The following is a 20,096-nucleotide window of genomic DNA, read 5'->3' on the forward strand; positions in this document are numbered from 1 at the left end:
GTGGTTCGGGCGCCATTATGCACGCACGGCCATCGTCGGTGCTTACTGCCGGGTGAACGGGACAGCCGGCGCGTTCAGCACTGTCGGTGCGATTAGACGCTTTGTGCAGCAGCTGCGGCGAGATCAGCCTGAACATGGGACACACTGCCAAGGCACTGGTGCAGGGCGGTTTCCCAATCGGGCAGCGTAATCTGCCAGTCATGCTGCAAACGCGCGCAGCTGAGGCGGGAATTGAGCGGGCGCTGAGCTGCGGTGGGGTAGTCGATAGACAGGATCGGCTCGACCCGCGCGCGCAGCAGGCCCTGGTTATGCAGGTGACGGGCGATATGGCAGGCGAAGCCGTACCAGGACGTCTCGCCGCTGGCGGTCAGGTGATAGAGCCCACCAGGCCCACCGGTACCCGCGCGTCGTTTACGCACTATCTCGGCAGTGACTCCGGCGATAGTGCCAGCCCAGGTGGGCGCCCCGATCTCGTCATCGACCACCGACAGCGCGTCGCGCTCCTGTAACAAGCGCTGCATGGTCAGCAGAAAGTTGCGCCCATGCAGCGAGTAGACCCAACTGGTGCGCAGGATCAGGTGATCGCCGCCTACAGCCTGAATCGCCTGCTCACCGGCCAGCTTGCTCGCCCCGTATACGCTCAACGGAGCCGGCAAGTCCTCCTCCGTGTAGGGTTCGGTCTTGCTGCCGTCGAACACGTAATCGGTGGAGTAGTGGATCAGCGGTACACCCAGGGCTGCCGCTTCCTCTGCCAGCACACCAGGGCCGATAGCGTTCACCGCGAAGGCTCGCTCGCGGTCGCCTTGCGCCGAGTCGACGGCTGTATAGGCGGCTGCGTTGACGATCAGATCCGGGCGTAGCAGACGAACCTGGCGACGGATCTGTGTCGGTTCGGCCAGGTCCAGCAGCTTATGGCCGAGCGCAAGCACCTTGCCTTCACCGGCAAGCGCCAATTGCAGCTCACGGGACAACTGTCCCGTGCTGCCGGTGATAAGGATCTTCATGGAAACAGTTCTGCCTCGCTGAGCACCTTGCCGTCGATGTCTTTCTGCGACAGCTGAGGCGGCTCGGTAAATGGCCAGTCGATGCCGATCTGCGGGTCGTTCCAGAGCAAAGAGCGTTCGTGGGCGGGGGCGTAGTAGTCGGTAGTTTTGTAGAGAAATTCAGCGCTTTCGCTGAGTACCACGAAGCCATGCGCGAACCCTTCCGGAATCCACAGTTGGCGCTGGTTTTGTGCGCTCAGGTTCACCCCGACCCAGCGACCGAAGCTGGGCGAGCTGCGGCGCAGATCCACCGCTACGTCGAACACCTCGCCGGCGACGACCCGCACCAGCTTCCCCTGCGGCTGCTGGATCTGATAGTGCAGCCCGCGCAGCACGCCGCGCTGGGACTTGGAGTGGTTGTCCTGAACGAAGCTGCGCGTGACGCCTGTCGCCGCCTCGAAAGCCGCCGCGTTGAAGCTTTCGTAGAAAAAGCCGCGCTCGTCACCGAACACCTTCGGCTCGATGATCAACACATCGGGAATGTCGGTTTCGATGACTTTCATGCGTCTTCACCCGCCAGCTTGAACAGGTACTGTCCGTAGCCGGTCTTGCCCAGGGCGTCGGCGCGGCGTAGCAGCTGCTCGCGATCGATCCATTTGTGTTGGTAGGCGATCTCTTCCAGGCAAGCGACCTTGAGTCCTTGGCGATGCTCGATGGTCTGCACGTACTGCGAGGCTTCCAGCAGGCTGTCGTGGGTTCCGGTGTCGAGCCAGGCGAAGCCGCGGCCGAAGCGCTCGACATTCAGATCGCCGCGCTTGAGGTAGGCGTTGTTCACGTCAGTGATTTCCAGCTCGCCGCGCGGCGACGGCTTGATCGACTTGGCGATCTCGACCACATCGTTGTCGTAGAAGTACAGACCGGTCACGGCGTAGCTGGATTTCGGCTTGGCTGGCTTCTCCTCGATGGACAGCGCCTTGCCGTTTTCGTCGAAGTCGATCACGCCGAAGCGCTCCGGGTCCTTGACCCAGTAACCGAAGACCGTTGCGCCCTTCTCCTGATGAGAGGCGCGCTGCAGCTTCTCGGTGAAGTGCTGGCCGTGGAAGATGTTGTCGCCCAGGATCAGGCACACCGAGTCGGTGCCGATGAACTCTTCACCGATCAGAAAGGCCTGCGCCAGACCGTCCGGCGAGGGCTGCTCGGCGTAGCTGATGCTGATGCCGAACTGGCTGCCATCGCCCAGCAGGTTGCGGTACTGCGGCAGGTCCTGCGGTGTGGAAATCAGCAGGATGTCGCGAATCCCGGCGAGCATCAGCACCGAGATGGGGTAGTAGGCCATCGGCTTGTCATAGATTGGCAGCAGCTGCTTGGATACGCCCAGGGTGATGGGGTGCAGGCGGGTGCCGGAGCCTCCGGCGAGGATGATTCCTTTCATGCGTTCTCCAGCGCGCCAAGGCGCTCGCGTTGATAGCTGCCGTCCTGGACGCGACGGCACCATTCGAGGTTGTTGAGGTACCACTGCACGGTCTTGCGCAGGCCGGTCTCGAAGGTTTCCTGCGGGACCCAGCCGAGTTCACGCTCGATCTTGCTGGCGTCGATGGCGTAGCGCAGGTCGTGGCCCGGGCGGTCCTTGACGAACGTGATCAGATCCTCGAAACGCTCGAGGCCCTCGGGCTTGTGCGGCGCCAGCTCTTCGAGCAGGGCGCAGATACCGCGTACCACGTCGATGTTCTTCTGCTCGTTGTGGCCGCCGATGTTGTAGGTCTCGCCGACCTCTCCCTTACTGACCACCTGGAACAGCGCGCGCGCATGGTCCTCGACGAACAGCCAGTCACGCACCTGGGTGCCGTTGCCGTAGACCGGCAGCGGCTTGCCATCCAGCGCATTGAGGATGACCAGCGGGATCAGCTTCTCGGGGAAGTGATACGGGCCGTAGTTGTTCGAGCAGTTGGTGATCAGCACCGGCAAGCCGTAGGTGCGCTGCCAGGCGCGAACCAGATGATCGGACGAGGCCTTGCTGGCCGAATACGGTGAGCTCGGCGCGTAGGGTGTGGTTTCGGTGAACAGATCGTCGACGCCGTGCAGATCGCCATACACCTCGTCGGTTGAGATGTGGTGGAAGCGGAACGCCTCGCGGCGCTCGACGGGCAGGGTCTGCCAGTAGGCACGAGTCGCTTCGAGCAGTTGATAAGTGCCGACGATATTGGTCTGGATGAACTCGGCCGGGCCATCGATAGAGCGATCGACGTGCGACTCGGCGGCCAGGTGCATGATGGCGTCCGGCTGGAACTCCAGCAGCGCCTCGCTTACCCGGTCGCGGTCGGCGATGTCGGCTTGGAGAAACTGATAGCGGTCACTGCCGTGGACTTCGGCCAGCGACTCGAGATTGCCAGCGTAGGTCAGCTTGTCCAGGTTGAGCACGCTGTGCTCGGTGTCTTGGATCAGATGGCGGATCAGAGCAGAGCCGATGAATCCGGCTCCGCCGGTAACGAGAATGCGCATGATTGAGAGGCTTCCTTGGCGCGCTACAGAGCTACAGGCTCTTGGCATGTCGGCAGGATAGACCTGCCGGAAATACAAAAATTCCCGCTCACGACGGTGAGTCACGAGTGGCTGTGAATGTGCCGACCGGCGTTGTCCCGGCAAACCGCTAGCCAGAGCCCTGTTGCCCAGGCCGGGGCAGATCGTTCGTTTTCTTGCCGGGTTGCCGTGCGTGCCACACGCTCGTCAGCGATCAGCCAGAGGTCGCGATTATTCGACCAAAAACGGCGATGCAAAATGGCGGCAAAAATGCAGTAACATCACGGCGATATCAACCCCTGGGTGGCAATGGAATGCACACTTGTAATGATCAACTGGCCGAGCTGCTGAGCTTGACCGTACGTAGCCTGTCGCAGCTGAGCGACGCCCTGACAACCCATTCGTTCGAAATGATGGCCTGCGAGGACCCCGGCGTACGCATCGCCAGTCGTCGCATGGTGTCGCGGGTGGCGCAAATCCAATCAAGCTTCGACCGCCAGCTGCAGCTGGTCAGTGCCCTGACCGGGGTAGAACACGCCGCGGGTGGCTCAGTGTTCGAGGTCGAATTGCGGTCGTCGCCGGACGGCGACCCTCCCACCGGTGGCGATCACTAACGCAACGACTGGCGCAGCCGCGACAACGCGCCGAGGAAAAACACCGCGCCGATCGCCAGCAGCGCCAGCAGTTGTGGCCAGATCACCGAGACGCCGGCGCCACGGAACAGGATGGCCTGCGCCAGCTCGACGAAATGCGTAGTCGGCGCCACCAGCATGATGTGCTGGATCAGCGCCGGCATGCTCTCGCGCGGGGTCACGCCGCCGGAGAGGATCTGCAACGGAATCAGCGTGAGAATTACCAGCAGCCCCAATTGCGGCATGGAGCGCGCCACCGTGCCGAAGAAGATGCCCATCGAGGTGGCGGCGAACAGGTGCAGCGCCGCGCCGCCAGCGAACAGCAGCAGCGAGCCCTGAATCGGGATATCGAGCCAGCCCTCGACGACGAAGCGCAGGGCGAAGGCCGCTGCCGCCAGCACCACCAGCCCCATCGCCCAGACCTTGCCGACCATGATTTCGAATGGCGTCACCGGCATCACCAGCAGGTGTTCGATGGTGCCGTGCTCGCGCTCGCGGATCAGCGCGGCGCCGGTGAGGATGATCGCCAGCATAGTGATCTGGTTGATCACCTCGTTCACGGCGCCGAACCAGGCCCGATTCAGGTTGGGATTGAAGGCCGTGCGCACCACCGCCTCGACCGGTAAGGCGTCACCGCTGCGGTAGCGGCGAACGAACTCGGCGGTCTCGCTGGCGATGATCTGCTGGATGTGCCCGGCGCCGGTGAAGGCCTGGCTGACCTGGGTCGCATCGACGTTGAGCTGGATGGTCGGCTGGCGGCCGGCGAGCAGGTCCTGCTGGAAGCGCGGCGGGATGTTCAGGGTGAAGGTGTAAAGGCCGTTGTCCATGCCGCTGTCCATCTGCTGCAGGGTGATGGCCTTGGGCTCGATGAAGTAGGGCAACTGGAAGGCGTTGACGATGCGCAGCGAGGCCTGAGAGCGGTCCTCGTCGACCACGGCGATGCTGGCGCGGTGTGGCGCCTCGGGCACGGCGGTGGCGCCTTCGTAGATGGCCAGGGTGAACGAATAGATGATCAGCACCAACATCGCCGGGTCGCGGTAGAGGCTGCGCAGCTCCTTGAGGCCGAGCTGGATGATGTTGCCGAGCTTGCGTCGCAGGCCGCCCATGTCATTTCTCCTGCTTGCGCAGACCGGCGACGCTGAGCAGGGTCAGCAGCGGAATCGCCAGTAGCATCGGAATGAAATAGGGGTATAGCTCGGCCAGGCCCAGCGCCTTGGAAAACACCCCGCGGCTGATGATCAGAAAATGCGTGGTGGGATAGAGCTTGCCGATAAAGGCGCCGGCGCCTTCCATGGCCGAGGTCGGATGGATCAGCCCGGAGAACTGAATCGCCGGCAGCAGCGTGACGATGGTGGTGCCGAAGATCGCCGCGATCTGGCTGTTGAGGATCGAGGACATCAACAGGCCCAGCCCGGTGGCGCAGGCCACGTAGAGCAGGGCGCCAAGGCAGAGGGTGAGGATGCTGCCTTTGATTGGAATGCCGAAGACAAACACCGCCAGCAACGCCAGGGTGGCGAAGTTGAACATGCCCAGGGCGATGTAGGGCAGCTGCTTGCCGAGCAGGAATTCCAGGCGGGTGGTCGGGGTGACGTAGAAGTTGGTGATCGAGCCCAGCTCCTTCTCGCGCACCACACCAAGCGCGGTGAGCATCGCCGGGATCATCATCAGCAGCAGCGGGATCATCGCCGGTGCCATGGCCGGCAGGCTCTGCACGTCGGGGTTGTAGCGGTAGCGGATGGCGACATCGGCCGGGGCCAGTTGCGCCTCGACACCGGCTTCGCGGGCCAGTTGCTGCAGGTAGGTCAGATGGATGCCCTGCACATAGCCCTTGATGGTGTCGGCGCGCATGGGCATGGCCCCGTCGATCCAGAATGCAACTTCAGGCACGGCCCCGCGTTTGAGGTCGCGGCCGAAATTGGGCGGGATTTCCACCGCCAGGCTGATATCGCCGCTGCGCAAACGTGCGTCCAGTTCCGCATGGCTGGCCAGCGCCGGCTTTTCCAAGAAGTAGCGCGAGCCGGCGATGTTCAGCAGGTAGTGCTGGCTGGTGGTGGTCTGGTCGCGGTCGAGCACGGCGTAGGTCAGGTTCTCCACGTCGAAGCTGACGCCATAACCCATGATGAACATCAGCAGCACGCTGCCTAGCATCGCCAACGTTGCACGGATCGGGTCGCGGCGCAGCTCCATGGCTTCGCGGCGGGTGTAGCTGAGCAGACGGCGCAGGCTGAAGCGGGCCTGGCGGCCATTGTTGTCGGCCGGTCGGATCGGGTTGCGGGTCGCGGCAGGAGGCGCTGCTGGCTGTTCAGTGGCATGTGCGGCGGCGGCTTCCTCCAGGTAGGCGATAAAGGTCTGTTCCAGCGTCGGCAGGCCGCGCTTGGCCATCAGCGCCTGCGGCGTGTCGCTGTCGAGCACGCGCCCGGCGTGCATCAGCGAAATGCGGTCGCAGCGCTGTGCCTCGTTCATGAAGTGGGTGGAGATGAAGATGGTCACGCCGTCTTCGCGTGACAGCTGCGCCAGGAGCTCCCAGAAGCCGTCGCGGGCCACCGGATCGACCCCCGAGGTGGGTTCGTCGAGGATGAGGATTTCCGGGTTGTGGATCACCGCCACCGCCAACGACAGGCGCTGGCGCACGCCCAGCGGCAGGCTGCTGGGCAGGCTTTCGGCATCGCCGCTGAGGTCGAAGCGGGTGAGCATCTCCTGCACGCGCGGCCCGCGCCGTTCGGCCGGCAGGTGGAACAGTCGTGCATGCAGCTCGAGGTTCTGCCGCACCGTCAGCTCGCTGTACAGCGAGAAGGCCTGGGACATGTAGCCGACCCGTTGGCGGGTCTGCATGTCGTGTGGGTCCACCGGTTTGCCGAACAGCAGGGCGTCGCCCTCGCTGGCCGGCAGCAGGCCGGTGAGCATCTTCATGGTGGTGGTCTTGCCGCAGCCGTTGGAGCCGAGAAAGCCGAAGATCTCGCCGCGCGCGATGCGGAAGTTGACCCGGTCCACCGCAACGAAATCACCGAAACGCATGGTCAGGCCATGGGCCTCGATGGCGATGCTGTCACTGTGCGGCTGTGGCGGAATGATCAGTTCGCGATGCTGGCTGCGCTTGGCTTCAGGCAGCAGGCGGATAAAGGCGTGCTCCAGCGAGTCGCTGCCAGTGCGCGCCAGCAGCTCGGCCGGCGTGCCTGTGGCCAGCACCTGGCCGGCGTCCATCGCTACCAGATGGTCGAAGCGCTGCGCCTCGTCCATGTAGGCGGTGGCGACCAATACGCTCATCTGTGGGCGCTCGCTGCGGATGCGTTCGATCAGTTCCCAGAACTGCGCGCGCGACAGCGGGTCGACGCCGGTGGTGGGCTCATCGAGGATCAGCAGGTCGGGGTCGTGGATCAGCGCGCAGCAGAGGCCGAGCTTCTGCTTCATGCCACCGGAGAGCTTGCCCGCCGGGCGTTCGAGGAAGGGCGCGAGGCCCGTGCTGCGCGTCAGTTCGGCAATGCGCCAGTGGCGCTCCTCAGCCGCCTGGCCGAACAGGCGGCCAAAAAACTCGAGGTTTTCGCGCACAGTCAGTGTTGGATAAAGATTCTTGCCCAGGCCCTGCGGCATATAAGCGATGCGCGGGCAGACCCTGCGCCGGTGGCCGGCGTCAGCGATGTCACCGCCGAGCACCTCTAGCGTGCCTTGCTGGAGCTTGCGCGCCCCGGAAATCAGCGCCAACAGGCTGGATTTGCCCACGCCATCGGGGCCGATCAGGCCGACCATGCATCGCGCGGGCAAACTCAGCGTCAGCTCATCCAGCGCACGCGTCTTGCCATACAGCAGGCTGACCCCGGCCACCTGCACCACAGAATCGAGCGGCTCGCTCATGGCGTGACATTGATCTGCAGGTCGGCGGGCCACTCGCTGTCAGCGTCGAGCTTCAGGTAGGCCATGCCCGGCAGGCCGGTCTTGACCTGCTCCATGTGGCGCTTGAGCAGTTCGGGATCGATACGCGCCTTGACCCGGAACATCAGCTTCTCGCGCTCGCTTTCGGTTTCCACGGTCTTCGGTGTGAATTGCGCCACGCTGGCCACATAGCTGACTTTGGCCGGGATGACGTACTGCGGCGCGGCGTCGATCACCAGGCGCACCTCGGCGCCGATTGCCACGCGGCCGGCCTGGCGCTCGGGAAGAAAGAAGGTCATGTAGACGTCGGCCAGGTCGACCAGGTTGAGCAGCTTGCCGCCCGCGCCGAGCACCTCGCCGGGTTGCGCCACGCGATATTGCACCCGAGCGGTTCGGTCACTCTGCAACGCGCTGTCGCGGATATCTGCCTGCAGGCGCTCGACGCCGGCCTGTGCCGCCTCGACGGCTGACTGCGCCTCGATCACCTGTGACTTCGCTGCCGCAATTCCGGCGTCGGCGGAGATGACCTGCGAGCGCGCCGCCGCCAGCGCCGCCTGGGCGCTCTGCATTGCAGCGAGATCGTCGTCCAATTGCTGGCGCGCCATGGCATTGCGTGCCACCAGCGTTTCGGTGCGTTGATGGCGTTTCTGCGCGGCCGTCAGCTCGGCGCGGCGCTGGGTGACGACGGCTTCGGCGGTGGCCCGTTCGCTCTCGCGCTGGGTGACCATGGCCTGCGCCGTGAGAATCGCGTTCTCGCCCTGGCGGACCTGCGCACGCGCCTGGTTCAGTTGCGCCTGGAGCACCTCGGTATCCATACGTGCCAGCAGCTGGCCCGGCTGGACGAAGTCACCCTCGTCCACGAGGATTTCAAGCACCCGTCCCGGGCTCTTGGTGGCGACATCAATCTCGGTCGCTTCGATGCGACCATTACCGCTGGCGAACCCTTCGCCGAGGCCGCTGGGGCGCAATTCGCTCCACAGCAGCGCCCCGATGACGGCAATCACGGCGGCGGCCGCGACAACCTTGAGTGCGGCTCGGGTGCGTGGTTGACTCATGACACTGCTCCGGCTGTTGAACGACCGGAATCATCTTAGGACCGTCGCGCGCCGGGTATGTGTATCTGGATCAATTCCGGCGCGATTAGCGCCTAGCGCACGGCATTTGTTCAGGGCAGCTGGCTGGCGTGGTGCAGTGTCCAGTCGATGATGTCGGCGCTGAGCCGGTCGCTGGCCAGACCGAACGCCTCGACCACGCTTTCCACGCTGGGGTCGGCACTTGGCCGGCGTACTTCGAAGCGGCGGTTGGCCAGGGTGTGCTGGTCGTTGCGATTGACCAGCCGCGCATCGAGGGTGATCACCACCACCGGCTTGCCATCGACATAGACGCTCTGGAACGCGCGCAGATTGCTGTGCAGGCTGAGATCGGCATAGAGATTGACGTCTTCGTTGCTCACCGAGGGCATCCGCCCATCGCGCTGGAACCCCTCGATCAGCCGGTCGCGCAGGAGCATCGGCGCGGCATCGCTCCAGCGCGCCGCCTGATAGGCACTGATCTGGTTCCCCTGCGGCACCACGGCGATGCGCTGGCTGGCAAGGATTCGGCTGGCCTGCGGCGTGTTGATGCGCAGCGCCTGCTGCGTCGTTGGCTCACTGGCCTGCTGCTGCGCTGGGGTGGTTGGCAGCAGGAAGACCCGCAGGGTTTCGGATTCCGGCAGGATCGAACAGGCGGCGAGTGCTGTGAACAACCCGAGCACGGCGAGGCGGCAGACGGAACGGTAGCGAAGGCTCATGGCTTGAACTCCTGCAGTTTGTCGCGGCCAAGCAGGAAGCCGCTGGGGTTGTCTTCCAGGCGCTGGGTGACCCGGCGCAGTGCGCCGAGGGTGCTGCGTAGTTCATTGATCGCCGGACCGAGCTCGTTGAAGCCCTGCATGCCATTGTTCAGCGCGCCCTGGTTGTCTTCCAGCAGCTGGTCCAGCCGTGCGGTGGTGCGGTCTAGCGTGCTCATGGACTGCGCCGCGCTGTCCAGCACGCTGCGGCCCTGATCATCGAGCAGCTCATTGGCGTTATGCGCCAGGCTCGACAGCTCGCCCATCACGGTATTGGCCTGCTGGCTCAGCTGGTTGAATTGCTGGAGCGTCTGGGCCAGATCGCCGCGTTGCTCCGACAGCACGCTGGTAGCTTGTTCCAGGTGCTCCAGCGTGCGGCTCAGGCGTGTGGTGTTTTCCTCGGAGAAGATCTGGTTGGCGCTGAGCAGCAGGCTGTTGATGTTGCTCATCAGGTCTTCGCCGTTTTCCAGCAGGGCGCTGAGCGAGGACGGGTCGGCGATGATCAACGGCGGATCATCGCGTTCACCTTCGAGCCGCGGCGCGTCCGGGGTGCCGCCGTGCAGCTGGATGACCATGCTACCGGTGATATTGGCCAGCGCCAGGCGCGCCTGGGTATTGGTCTTGATCGGCGTGCCGCCGTAGACACGAATGCGCGCGCGGACCTTGCGCGGATCATCCGGCTCCAGCCATAGCTGGACGACGTCGCCCACCTTGATGCCGCTGTATTCCACCGAGCTGCCGCTCGACAGCCCGCTGACGGCCTGGCTGAAGCCGATGTCGTAGTAGCTGTATTCGCGGTCGATGCTGGATTTGCCTAGCCACAGCGCGAACAGCAGCGCGCAGCCGACCGCGACCACGGTGAACAAACCGATCAATACGTGATGGGCACGGGTTTCCATTTATAGGCTCTCCAACCGTTGCGCGGCGTCGTGCGCGGCGCGGCCACGCGGGCCATGAAAGTATTCGCGAATCCACTGGTCGTCGGTCGCGGCGACCTTTTCCAGCGTGTCGACCACCAGTACGCGTTTCTGCGCCAGGACGGCAATGCGGTCACAAATGGTGTACAGCGTATCGAGGTCGTGGGTGACCAGGAACACGCTGAAGCCCAGCGCATCGCGCAGGGTGAGGATCAATTGATCGAAGGCAGCGGCGCCGATCGGGTCGAGCCCGGCGGTGGGCTCGTCGAGAAACAGCACCTCCGGGTCCAATGCCAGCGCGCGGGCCAGCGCGGCGCGCTTGACCATGCCGCCGGACAGCTCGTCAGGGTATTTGCAGGCCGCTTCCGGTGGCAGCCCGGCCAGGGCCAGCTTCTGCCGCGCCAGGTGTTCGGCGTCGGCGCGCTTGAGGCCGATGTGCTCGATCAGCGGCAGGGCGACGTTTTCCTGGAGGTTGAGCGAGGTGAACAGGGCGCCGCGCTGGAACAGCACGCCGAAGCGTCGCTCGACTTCCGAGCGGCGCTGGGCTGAAAGCTTCAGCAGGTTTTCGCCGAACACCTTGACGCTGCCGGCGTTGGGCTGACGCAAGCCGACAATGCTGCGCAGCAATACCGACTTGCCGGTGCCGGAGCCGCCGACTACGCCCAGAATCTCGCCGCGACGGATATCCAGGTCGAGATTGACGTGCACCGCCTGGTTGCCGAAGCGGTTGACCAGCCCCTGGACCTGAATCACGGGATCGTCATTCACCAGCCCATCTCCATGAAGAACAGCGCGGCGATCGCATCGAGCAGGATCACCATGAAAATCGACTGCACCACGCTGGAGGTGGTGTGCTCGCCCACCGACTGGGCGCTGCCGCTGGCCTTGAAGCCTTCCAGGCAGCCGATCACCGCAATCAGGAAGGCGAACACGGGTGCCTTGCCGATGCCGACCAGGAAGTGATTGAGCGGAATATCGCGCTGCAGGATGGTGAAGAACATCGCCGGCGAGATGTCCAGCGCCAGCGAACAGACCACCAGCCCGCCGACAATGCCGCTGAGGATGCCGATAAAGGTCAGGATCGGCAGGGTGATCAGCATCGCCAGTACGCGCGGCAGCACCAGCAGCTCGACGGGGCTCAAGCCAAGGGTGCGAATGGCGTCGATCTCTTCGTTGGATTTCATCGCGCCGATCTGTGCGGCGAAGGCGCTGGCGGTGCGCCCGGCCAGCAGGATCGCCGCCAGCAGCACACCGAATTCACGCAGAAAGGAAAACGCCACCAGATTGACCGTATAGATGGTCGCACCGAAGTCGGCCAGCACCGTGGCGCCGAGAAACGCCACCACGGCGCCGACCAGAAAAGTCAGCAGGGCGACGATGGGGATCGCGTCCAGCCCGGTCTGCTCGATATGCGCCACCAGTGCGGTCACGCGCCAGCGCCGCGGATTGAGGATGACGGTAAAGAGTGTCTGCAGGGTCAGGCCGATAAAGCCGAGCAGGGTGCGCTGCTGATTCCAGACCCCGGAAACGGTGCGACCCACGTGTGCCAGCACATCGGCCAGGCCGTTGGTTTCGGGTGTCTGTTCGGCTTCGGGTTGGTCCAGCGCGGCGGCGACGGTCGTCAGCAGTGCGCGTCGCTCCTCCGGCAGCTGCGGCGCCCAATCGCTCAGGCGGGCCACCCGCGCCGGCCCGATCAATTCCACCAGCAATCCGGCGCCTGCAGTGTCCAGCTTGCCGAGAGCGCCAAGCTCGATCTGGTCGGCTTCAGTCACCTGGCGACGGGTGCGTTCGATCTCCCGGCGCAGCGTCGCGTAGTGCTGCAACGTCCAGTCGCCGCCGACGGTGAGCGTGGCGGCGCGTGCGTCCTGTGTCGGTTGGCGCTGCAGACTGCCGGGCAGCGAAGTGGGGTGCGTCAAAAGTGATATCCCGTTTTGCTGGTAGCAGGGCGCGGTACTCGCCGTTTCTCCACGGCATTGGCCCTGATCGTAACAGTTCGGACCGCAATCCTGAGGTTACGTTTAGGCTGGCGGCTGTTGCGCAAAGGACAGCTGATCGACAACTGCGCAATTTGTTACATGGCCACACGAACTATCGATGGCTTTGGACCTCCATAGCGTGCACGCCGATGGCCATGCTCGGTATGCGCCACGTCGAGGGCTGCCGCCGACGGGCTGATATATTACGCCGCCTTTGCTGACGTCTTCATCCTGCCCACAATCCGGGCCCTGCCAATTTCACCCTTTTCCGATCCCAGCGAGAGCTACCGATTGCCTATGAATTACCTGCGCATCCTGCCCTTCCTTGCGGTTCTGGCGGTCATCCTGTTCAGCGGACTGCGGCCCGAGCCGGTCCCCCAGGTGTTCGATCAGCAGGACAAGCTGCACCACATGCTTGGCTTTGCCGCGCTGATGTTCTCCCTGCGCCTGGCGTTCCCACAATGGCGCGTGTTCTGGGCGGTGGCGGTGAGCCTGGCTGCCGCCACGCTGATCGAGATCGGCCAGAGTCTGTTGCCCAATCGGCAGGCATCGCTGGGCGACATGCTTGCCAATACCCTTGGCGTTCTGCTCGGCTGGGGCTGCTCGTACCTCGCTTATCAGTGGTACCTGCGCCGGATCGGCGTAACCACCGATCCCGAGCCATCCGACTCGCCCGAGCGGCTCGGAGACGCTGCCCGGCCCTGAGGGCAGTGGCGGTGGTCACGCCCGCGGTTCGTGATGCCGGCGCCGCGCACGCGCAGCGATTGCGGTGATGACCATGGCGATAAGCGCCCCACCGGCTGCCAGCGCCATATCCTTCTGCGGGTCCCAGCGGTCATTCTGGGTGGCGAGAAAGGTGCGCCCCAAGCCGCCATCAAGCAGTTCAGCGCCAAACCATTCGATCAGCTCATAGATCGCCGAGGTCGACAGCACAATGTCTATCGGCAGGATCAGGCTCCAGATCCCCGGGCGCAGGCCCATGCGGAACAGCACATCACGCATTGGATAGGCCAGCAGCAGCCCATAGCTGAAGTGTGCCAAGCGGTCGAACTGATTGCGCTCCCAGCCCAGCTGTTCATTCAGCCCTTCGCCGGTCAGGGCCTGCCACCAGTCGTTGTAGGGCACATTGGCGTAGGTGTAATGCGCGCCGAGCTGATGGATGCACAGATAGAGGAAGATCAGCGTCGCGGCGCTGCGGGAGGGCAGGTAGTGCTTGTGGCCCAGCAACAAGGCCGCGGCCAATCCCACGACCAACAGGTTCTCCAGTAGCCAGTCGTGGCGGTTGAAGGGGTTGATCGCCAGCGCGCCCCAGATCAACAGGAACATGCCGGTCAGGGTCAACAGGTAGTGTCGGTGGCGTCTGTCTGCAGCCATAGGTTCTCCTGGTCGTTCTCCTTGTTCTTTCAGACAAGCGCAACGACTCAAGGGTCCGCCGCCGATGAATTCCGCGGCTTATCCAACCTTTTTCGCCTGCGGATGGTCACAAATGTGATCCTCAGCGAGGCGGACTATGCGGCCCACCCTGACAAATGACCTCACCGGAACGCGCCTCAGGCTGCGCGGCGTCTGCCTGTTGCTGGCGCTGGCAACCCTGGCGGGCTGCGACGGCCAGCAGTCAGCACTGAACCCGGCCGGGGTCGGTGCGCAGAGCATCGCCACGCTGTTCTGGTGGATGGCGGGCGGTGCGTTGGTCATCTGGCTGGTGGTGATGGGGATCGCCCTGTATGCCACCCAGGCGCACCCGGAAGCTCACGGTATTCGCGGTGCGCGGTGGTTGATCATCGGTGGGGGGATCATTTTTCCGGTCGTGGTCCTGACCGGCCTGCTGATTTATGGACTGATGCTGATGCCGCAATTGCGCTCGAGCGAAAACGTCGCCCTGCGTGTCGATGTGTCGGGCGAGCAGTGGTGGTGGCGGGTGCGCTACCGGACCGAGGCGGGTGAGGCGGTCGAGCTGGCGAACGAAATACGACTGCCAGTTGGGGAGCGAGTGGCCTTCAGCCTGACCAGCCCGGACGTGATCCACTCGTTCTGGATTCCGTCGCTGGGCGGCAAGGTCGACATGATCCCCGGGCGCACCACTGAGCTGGTGCTGGAGCCGACCGAGACCGGCACCTTTCGCGGCGCTTGCGCCGAATATTGCGGGACTTCCCATGCGCTGATGAATTTCGCCGTGGTGGTGATGACCCGTGAGGCGTTCGATCTGTGGCTTGCCGAACAGGCCGAGCCTGCCCAGCCACCTGCTAGCGAATTGCAGCAGGCCGGCCAGCAGGCGTTTCTCGCCAACGGCTGCGGCAGCTGTCACCAGGTGCGCGGCACCGAAGCAGACGGCACGGTCGGGCCGGACCTGACGCACGTCGGCAGTCGTCTGACCCTGGCAGCCGGCACCCTGCCAGCCGATGTCGAAGCCTTCCGACGCTGGATCGGCCACAGCAGCGCGATCAAACCCGACGTGAGGATGCCCGCCTTCGGCATGCTGCCCGAGGCGCAGCTGAACGCCATGGCGCACTACCTGAAGGGCCTCGAATGAGCGAGCCGATCGAGTACCGCGACCCAGAGGAAGAAGCCCGCGCCAAGGCGCAGGCCGAACGCCTGGCGGCGGCCTGGAAGACACCCACCGGCTGGCGCTACTGGTCGGCGGTGAACAACACCGAGGTGGGCCTCTGGTACACCGGCGTGTCGTTCCTGTTCTTCCTGTTTGCCGGCGTGCTGGCGATGCTGATCCGCGCCCAGCTGGCGGTGCCGAACAACGATCTGCTGTCCGCCGAAACCTACAACCAGGTGTTCACCCTGCACGGCTCGGTGATGATGTTCCTGTTCGGCGTGCCGATCTTCGAAGCCTTTTCGATTCTGATCCTGCCGCAAATGCTCGGTGCGCGGGACCTGCCCTTCCCGCGACTGTCCGCCTACGGCTTCTGGTGTTTCATCATTGGCGGCGTGTTCGTCTGCGGTTCGATCTTTTTCGGCGTGGCGCCGCAGGGCGGCTGGTTCATGTACCCGCCGCTCACGACTACCTATCAGGACGGGCTCGGCGCGGACGTCTGGCTGCTCGGGCTTTCATTCATCGAAGTCTCTTCGATTGCAGCGGCAGTGGAGTTGATTGTCGGCGTGCTGAAGACCCGGCCGCCGGGCATGCGCATCAACCTGATTCCGCTGTATTCCTGGTACATCCTGGTGGTGGCGGGAATGATCCTGTTCGCCTTCCCGCCGCTGATCGCCGGCGATCTGTTGTTCGAGCTGGAGCGCGCCTTCGACTGGCCGTTCTTCGATGCCAGCCGTGGCGGTGATCCACTCTTGTGGCAACACCTGTTCTGGATCTTCGGCCACCCTGAGGTGTACATCATCTTTTTGCCCGCCGTGGCGCTGGTGGCGACCATCGTGCCCACCGCCGCCGGGCGGCCCATCGTTGGCTACAGCTTTATCGTGCTGGCTGCGGTGGGCACCGGCTTCATCAGTTTTGGCTTGTGGGTCCATCACATGTTCACCACCGGGATGCCGGGCGTCTCGCTGGCGTTCTTCTCGGCGGCCTCCGAGGCCGTGGCGATTCCCACCGGCGTGCAGATCTTCTGCTTCCTGGCCACGGCGCTGGCGGGGCGCTTCGTCAAATCGGTGCCGATGCTGTTTGTCGCCGGCGCGCTGGCGATCTTCGTCCTTGGCGGGCTGACCGGGGTGATGGTGGCGCTGGCGCCGTTCGACTTCCAGGCCCATGACACCTACTTCATCGTCGCTCACCTGCATTACGTGCTGATCGGCGGCATGCTGTTCCCGGTCATCGCTGGGCTCTACTACTTCTTCCCGTTGGCGATGAGCAAGACGCTGTCCGACCGCCTCGGGCGCATCGCCTTCTGGCTGATGTTCATTGGCTTCAACATCGCGTTTCTGCCCATGCATTTCACCGGTTTGCTGGGCATGCCGCGACGTGTTTATACCTACGGGCCGGACATGGGCTTCGACATGCTCAATATGGTGTCCACGGTGGGCGCCTTCATCCTCGCCGCCGGCGTCGCGGTGCTGGTCTGGGACGTCTTGCGACCCAAGGGCAAACAGCCCTACAGCACGCGCAACCCGTGGAATGCCGGGACGCTCGAATGGCTCGCGGAAATGCCCGGCAGGGCCTGGGGCGCGCGCTCGATCCCGATCATCAAGAGCCGCTACCCGCTGTGGGATCAGCCCAACCTGATGCGCGACGTCGATGCCGGGCGCTTCTACCTGCCCGACGCCGAGGAAGGCAAACGCGAGACCCTGATCAGCAGCATCATCGATGCCGAGCCGATCCAGTGCCTGCGGGTGCCGGGCCCGACCTTTCTGAGCATGTGGGCAGCGATCTTCACCGGCGGCCTGTTTATCTTTGCCACCTACAGCTGGTACGTCGCGGCGTTGGTCAGCGGTGGCCTCGCGCTGATCACCATTTTGATCTGGCTATGGACCGGCACGGCGGTTATCCCGGAGAAGCCGAAAAAGGACATCGGCCTGGACGTGACGGTGCCGCTTTATGCCTCGGGCGCCAAGTCGGTGGGCTGGTGGGCCATGTTCATCACCATGATCGGCGACATGAGTGCCTTCGGCAGCCTGGTGTTCGGCTACTTCTTCTTCTGGACCGTGCACGAGGATTTTCCACCCGCCGATGCGGCTGGCCCCGGCGTGTTCTGGCCTGTGTTGGCGCTGGGGCTGATTGCCGTGTCCTGGGCGCTGACGCTGCTGGCGCGGCGCTGCAACGTCCGTGATCAGGCTGCAGGCTTCTACGGCTCGCTGGGACTGGCGGCGATCTGCACCATCGCGGGGGCCTATTCGATGTGGGCCGGGCCGCATTTCAGTGGCCTGGACCCGACCACTAACGTCTACCCCGCCACGGTCTGGGTGCTGGTGCTCTGGTGCCTGATCCACCTGTCCATCGGCCTGATCATGCAGCTCTACTGCCTGGCGCGCCGCGCTGCCGGCCGGATGACGGCGGTGCATGACATCGATATCCACAACGTCGCGCTGTTCTGGCATTTCATGCTCATCACCATTGGCGTAACCGTGGCTGTCATCGCCGGCTTTCCGGAGGTGCTATGAGTGACAATCTGAGCGAACGACAACGGCCAATCGAGCCGCAACCGCCGGAAGCTCCGCCGCAGGAGCGCGACACGCTGTGGTTGATCACCGTCAGCCCGACGATCTGGGCGGCGCATTTTCTGCTGTCCTACCTGGCCGTGTCCGTGTGGTGCGCGAAGGTGGCGGGCCGCAGCGGCGAGCTGGGCGACATTCGACTCGCCATCGGCGTGCTGACGCTGATCGCCCTGGTCGGCATTGGATTGACCGGCTGGAAAGGCTGGCGCCACCACTCCTTTGGTCATGCAACGGCGCCGCACGACTTCGACACACCGGGCGACCGCCATCGCTTTCTTGGTTTCGCCACGCTGCTGCTTAGCGGGCTGAGCTTTGTCGCGACGATTTTCGGCGCCTTGAGCGTGGTGTTCATCAGGAGCTGCACGTGATCTGGCGTCCGCTTTCGCTGATGCTCGGCCTGGCCACGCTGGGCGCGGTCTGGCTCGGGCCTCTGCCGGGCATGGCGGACCGCCTGTTCGTCGGCCATATGCTGATGCACGTGATGGTGGTGGCGGTGGCGGCGCCGCTACTGGCAATCGGGTTGGCGGGTGGCCGGTTTGATTTTTCCAACCGCATTCCGTTGCTGTTCTCGCCGATCCTGGCCTCGGTGATCGAACTGTTCGTGGTCTGGGCCTGGCACATGCCGGCGCTGCACCATGCGGCGCGCACCTCGCAGTCGGCGGAACTGCTGGAGCAGGGCAGCTACCTGTTTGTCGGCCTGCTGGTCTGGCTTGCGGCATTTGGCGGCGTGCGGCATCGGCGCGCGCTTGCGGGTATCGCCGGCCTGCTGCTGACGTCGATGCACATGACGCTGCTCGGCGTCCTGCTGGCCATGTCCAGCCGACCGCTGTTCGAGCACACAGGCTCGATACTATCGGGGATGAGCCCGCTGGAGGATCAGCAAATGGGCGGCGTGATCATGCTGGCCTTTGGCGGCAGCGCCTATCTCATCGGCGGGCTGTATCTGCTGTTCGGACTCTTACAGGACAAGCGCAATGCTTTTTCAGTCAGCTAAACGCAGGGTCTGGCGATGGTCGGCGCCCTTGCGGCGCTGGCTGTGCTGGCTGATCGGAGGCTCCTGGAAACGGGTTGTAGCGGCTGTCGCGTTGATGGCGGCGCTCGCGGGGGCCGGCGCGTTCGTGCTGGTTTCGCTGGGGTTGGTCTCGATCAGTGCCAGCTCGGGTCATTGGAAGCCGACTGGATGGCTGCTGCACTACGCCATGCGCCGTGCGGTGAGCACGCAGTCGATAGGCATAGAGGTTCCGCCGCTGGACGATCCGGCGCTGCTGCTCAAGGGCGCCGGGCATTATCACACCGGCTGCCTGGCCTGCCATGGCGCGCCGGGGGAGGAGCGCTCACTGATCGTTCAGCAGATGACTCCCGAGCCGCCATACCTGCCGCCGCGGATCGAACACTGGGCGCCGCAGGAGCTGTTCTGGATCGTGAAGAATGGCGTGAAATTCACCGCCATGCCGGCCTGGCCCGCACCGAAAAGAGACGATGAGGTCTGGGCCGTGGTGGCCTTCCTGCAGGCGATGCCAGGCATGTCGCCCGAGCGCTACAAAGAACTCGCGCTGGGCGGGCGCAGCGATGAGACGGCCAAGTCGGTCACGCCCGATCATTTGCAACCGCTGCAAGACCCGCTCGGTCCGGTGTTGGCCAACTGCAACCGCTGTCATGCCAAGGACGGCGGCGGCCGCGGCGAAGGCGCTTTCCCGCGGTTGGCCGGGCAGAGCGAGCCTTATTTGCACGGTGCGTTGCAGGCCTACGCCCGCGGGGCGCGGCATAGCGGCGTCATGCAGCCGATCGCCGCGGGCCTGGAGCCGGAAGTGCTCGAAGCGCTGGCGCAGCATTACGCCGAGTTGCCGCCGGTCAGCCGCACGAATGCACCGAAGCCAACGCCGGACATTCTCGCCCAGGGCCTGTCGCTGGCCGAGCGCGGCGTGCCTGAGCGCGGCGTCCCGTCTTGCCTGCATTGCCATGGTCCGAAGAACGGGCCGCGTAATCCGATGTACCCGAACATTGCCGGTCAGTACGCCCGCTACCTGAAGTTGCAACTGGAATTGTTCACGGCGGGTAAACGTGGCGGCAGTGAATATGCCCATATCATGCACAGCGCCGCGCAGCGGCTTACGCCGGAGCAGATGCAGGCCCTGGCCGATTACTACGCGTCGCTGCCGGCTACGCCAGTGCCGGCGGTCAGTACCAAGCCCTCGCCGCCGCTCGATAAGCCAGCGCCAACCCGCGCGGGCCCTGCGGCGAAGATTTCTTCACCCCAACAGCAGAGGTAA

General features: G+C 64.4%; 19 protein-coding genes. 7 read left to right on the forward strand and 12 right to left on the reverse strand.

The window, feature by feature from the left end:
* Positions 1-92: 92 nt before the first annotated feature.
* From rfbD to rfbB, 4 genes are read right to left on the reverse strand one after another with little or no spacing between them, the layout of a single operon-like run.
* Entirely contained in the window at positions 93-1,004 is a 912-nt protein-coding gene (gene rfbD / locus PSTU_RS0109640) for a dTDP-4-dehydrorhamnose reductase (RefSeq protein WP_019340828.1), read from the reverse strand.
* Positions 1,001-1,546 (reverse strand): dTDP-4-dehydrorhamnose 3,5-epimerase, encoded by a 546-nt coding sequence (rfbC, locus tag PSTU_RS0109645; protein WP_019340829.1) that lies wholly within the window; start codon positions 1,544-1,546, stop codon positions 1,001-1,003. The genes rfbD and rfbC overlap by 4 nt, the downstream gene beginning before the upstream one ends.
* Positions 1,543-2,415: a glucose-1-phosphate thymidylyltransferase RfbA gene (gene rfbA, locus PSTU_RS0109650; protein ID WP_019340830.1), complete on the reverse strand. Its 873-nt coding sequence runs from the start codon at positions 2,413-2,415 to the stop codon at positions 1,543-1,545. The genes rfbC and rfbA overlap by 4 nt, the downstream gene beginning before the upstream one ends.
* Complete coding sequence (rfbB, locus tag PSTU_RS0109655) at positions 2,412-3,482, reverse strand: dTDP-glucose 4,6-dehydratase (RefSeq protein ID WP_019340831.1); 1,071 nt, start codon at positions 3,480-3,482, stop codon at positions 2,412-2,414. Before rfbB ends, rfbA begins: the two co-directional genes overlap by 4 nt.
* 332 nt (positions 3,483-3,814) lie before the next feature.
* Here rfbB and PSTU_RS20630 point away from each other — a divergent pair, with 332 nt between their 5' ends.
* A complete protein-coding gene (locus PSTU_RS20630) occupies positions 3,815-4,114 on the forward strand; it encodes a hypothetical protein (RefSeq protein WP_019340832.1) in 300 nt (99 codons plus the stop codon).
* Here the strand turns inward: PSTU_RS20630 and PSTU_RS0109665 are convergent.
* The 7 genes from PSTU_RS0109665 to PSTU_RS0109695 form a co-directional block, all read right to left on the reverse strand.
* Positions 4,111-5,238 carry an ABC transporter permease gene (locus PSTU_RS0109665; protein WP_019340833.1) on the reverse strand — a complete coding sequence of 376 codons (1,128 nt, stop codon included), beginning with the start codon at positions 5,236-5,238 and terminating at the stop codon, positions 4,111-4,113. The two genes, PSTU_RS20630 and PSTU_RS0109665, sit on opposite strands and share 4 nt — an antisense overlap.
* A 1-nt stretch (position 5,239) precedes the next feature.
* Complete coding sequence (gene rbbA, locus PSTU_RS0109670; RefSeq protein ID WP_019340834.1) at positions 5,240-7,981, reverse strand: ribosome-associated ATPase/putative transporter RbbA; 2,742 nt, start codon at positions 7,979-7,981, stop codon at positions 5,240-5,242.
* Positions 7,978-9,054 (reverse strand): HlyD family secretion protein, encoded by a 1,077-nt coding sequence (locus PSTU_RS0109675; protein ID WP_019340835.1) that lies wholly within the window; start codon positions 9,052-9,054, stop codon positions 7,978-7,980. Before PSTU_RS0109675 ends, rbbA begins: the two co-directional genes overlap by 4 nt.
* A gap of 110 nt (positions 9,055-9,164) precedes the next feature.
* Entirely contained in the window at positions 9,165-9,788 is a 624-nt protein-coding gene (locus PSTU_RS0109680) for an ABC-type transport auxiliary lipoprotein family protein (RefSeq protein WP_019340836.1), read from the reverse strand.
* Entirely contained in the window at positions 9,785-10,723 is a 939-nt protein-coding gene (locus PSTU_RS0109685; protein WP_019340837.1) for an MlaD family protein, read from the reverse strand. Before PSTU_RS0109685 ends, PSTU_RS0109680 begins: the two co-directional genes overlap by 4 nt.
* Positions 10,724-11,509: an ATP-binding cassette domain-containing protein gene (locus tag PSTU_RS0109690; protein ID WP_019340838.1), complete on the reverse strand. Its 786-nt coding sequence runs from the start codon at positions 11,507-11,509 to the stop codon at positions 10,724-10,726.
* Complete coding sequence (locus PSTU_RS0109695; RefSeq protein WP_029404701.1) at positions 11,506-12,627, reverse strand: MlaE family ABC transporter permease; 1,122 nt, start codon at positions 12,625-12,627, stop codon at positions 11,506-11,508. Before PSTU_RS0109695 ends, PSTU_RS0109690 begins: the two co-directional genes overlap by 4 nt.
* Positions 12,628-13,014: 387 nt before the next feature.
* Between PSTU_RS0109695 and PSTU_RS20635 the strand changes: the two genes are divergently transcribed.
* Positions 13,015-13,422 carry a VanZ family protein gene (locus PSTU_RS20635; protein ID WP_019340840.1) on the forward strand — a complete coding sequence of 136 codons (408 nt, stop codon included), beginning with the start codon at positions 13,015-13,017 and terminating at the stop codon, positions 13,420-13,422.
* A 15-nt stretch (positions 13,423-13,437) separates the two neighbouring features.
* On the opposite strand, the gene PSTU_RS0109705 is transcribed toward PSTU_RS20635, so the two are convergent.
* Positions 13,438-14,091 (reverse strand): DUF2238 domain-containing protein, encoded by a 654-nt coding sequence (locus PSTU_RS0109705; RefSeq protein ID WP_019340841.1) that lies wholly within the window; start codon positions 14,089-14,091, stop codon positions 13,438-13,440.
* A 136-nt stretch (positions 14,092-14,227) separates the two neighbouring features.
* On the opposite strand from PSTU_RS0109705, the gene coxB reads away from it, so the two are divergent.
* From coxB to PSTU_RS20640, 5 genes are read left to right on the forward strand one after another with little or no spacing between them, the layout of a single operon-like run.
* Positions 14,228-15,247, forward strand: a complete 1,020-nt coding sequence (coxB, locus tag PSTU_RS0109710) for a cytochrome c oxidase subunit II (protein WP_019340842.1) — start codon at positions 14,228-14,230, stop codon at positions 15,245-15,247.
* Positions 15,244-17,772 (forward strand): cytochrome c oxidase subunit I, encoded by a 2,529-nt coding sequence (ctaD, locus tag PSTU_RS0109715; RefSeq protein ID WP_019340843.1) that lies wholly within the window; start codon positions 15,244-15,246, stop codon positions 17,770-17,772. Before coxB ends, ctaD begins: the two co-directional genes overlap by 4 nt.
* Entirely contained in the window at positions 17,769-18,194 is a 426-nt protein-coding gene (locus tag PSTU_RS0109720; protein ID WP_019340844.1) for a hypothetical protein, read from the forward strand. Before ctaD ends, PSTU_RS0109720 begins: the two co-directional genes overlap by 4 nt.
* A 20-nt stretch (positions 18,195-18,214) precedes the next feature.
* Positions 18,215-18,820, forward strand: coding sequence for a cytochrome c oxidase assembly protein (locus PSTU_RS0109725; RefSeq protein ID WP_036992935.1), 606 nt, complete (start codon positions 18,215-18,217; stop codon positions 18,818-18,820).
* A complete protein-coding gene (locus tag PSTU_RS20640) occupies positions 18,801-20,096 on the forward strand; it encodes a c-type cytochrome (protein ID WP_080571197.1) in 1,296 nt (431 codons plus the stop codon). The genes PSTU_RS0109725 and PSTU_RS20640 overlap by 20 nt, the downstream gene beginning before the upstream one ends.

This window comes from Stutzerimonas stutzeri SDM-LAC, assembly GCF_000235745.1.
GTDB lineage: Bacteria > Pseudomonadota > Gammaproteobacteria > Pseudomonadales > Pseudomonadaceae > Stutzerimonas > Stutzerimonas stutzeri_H.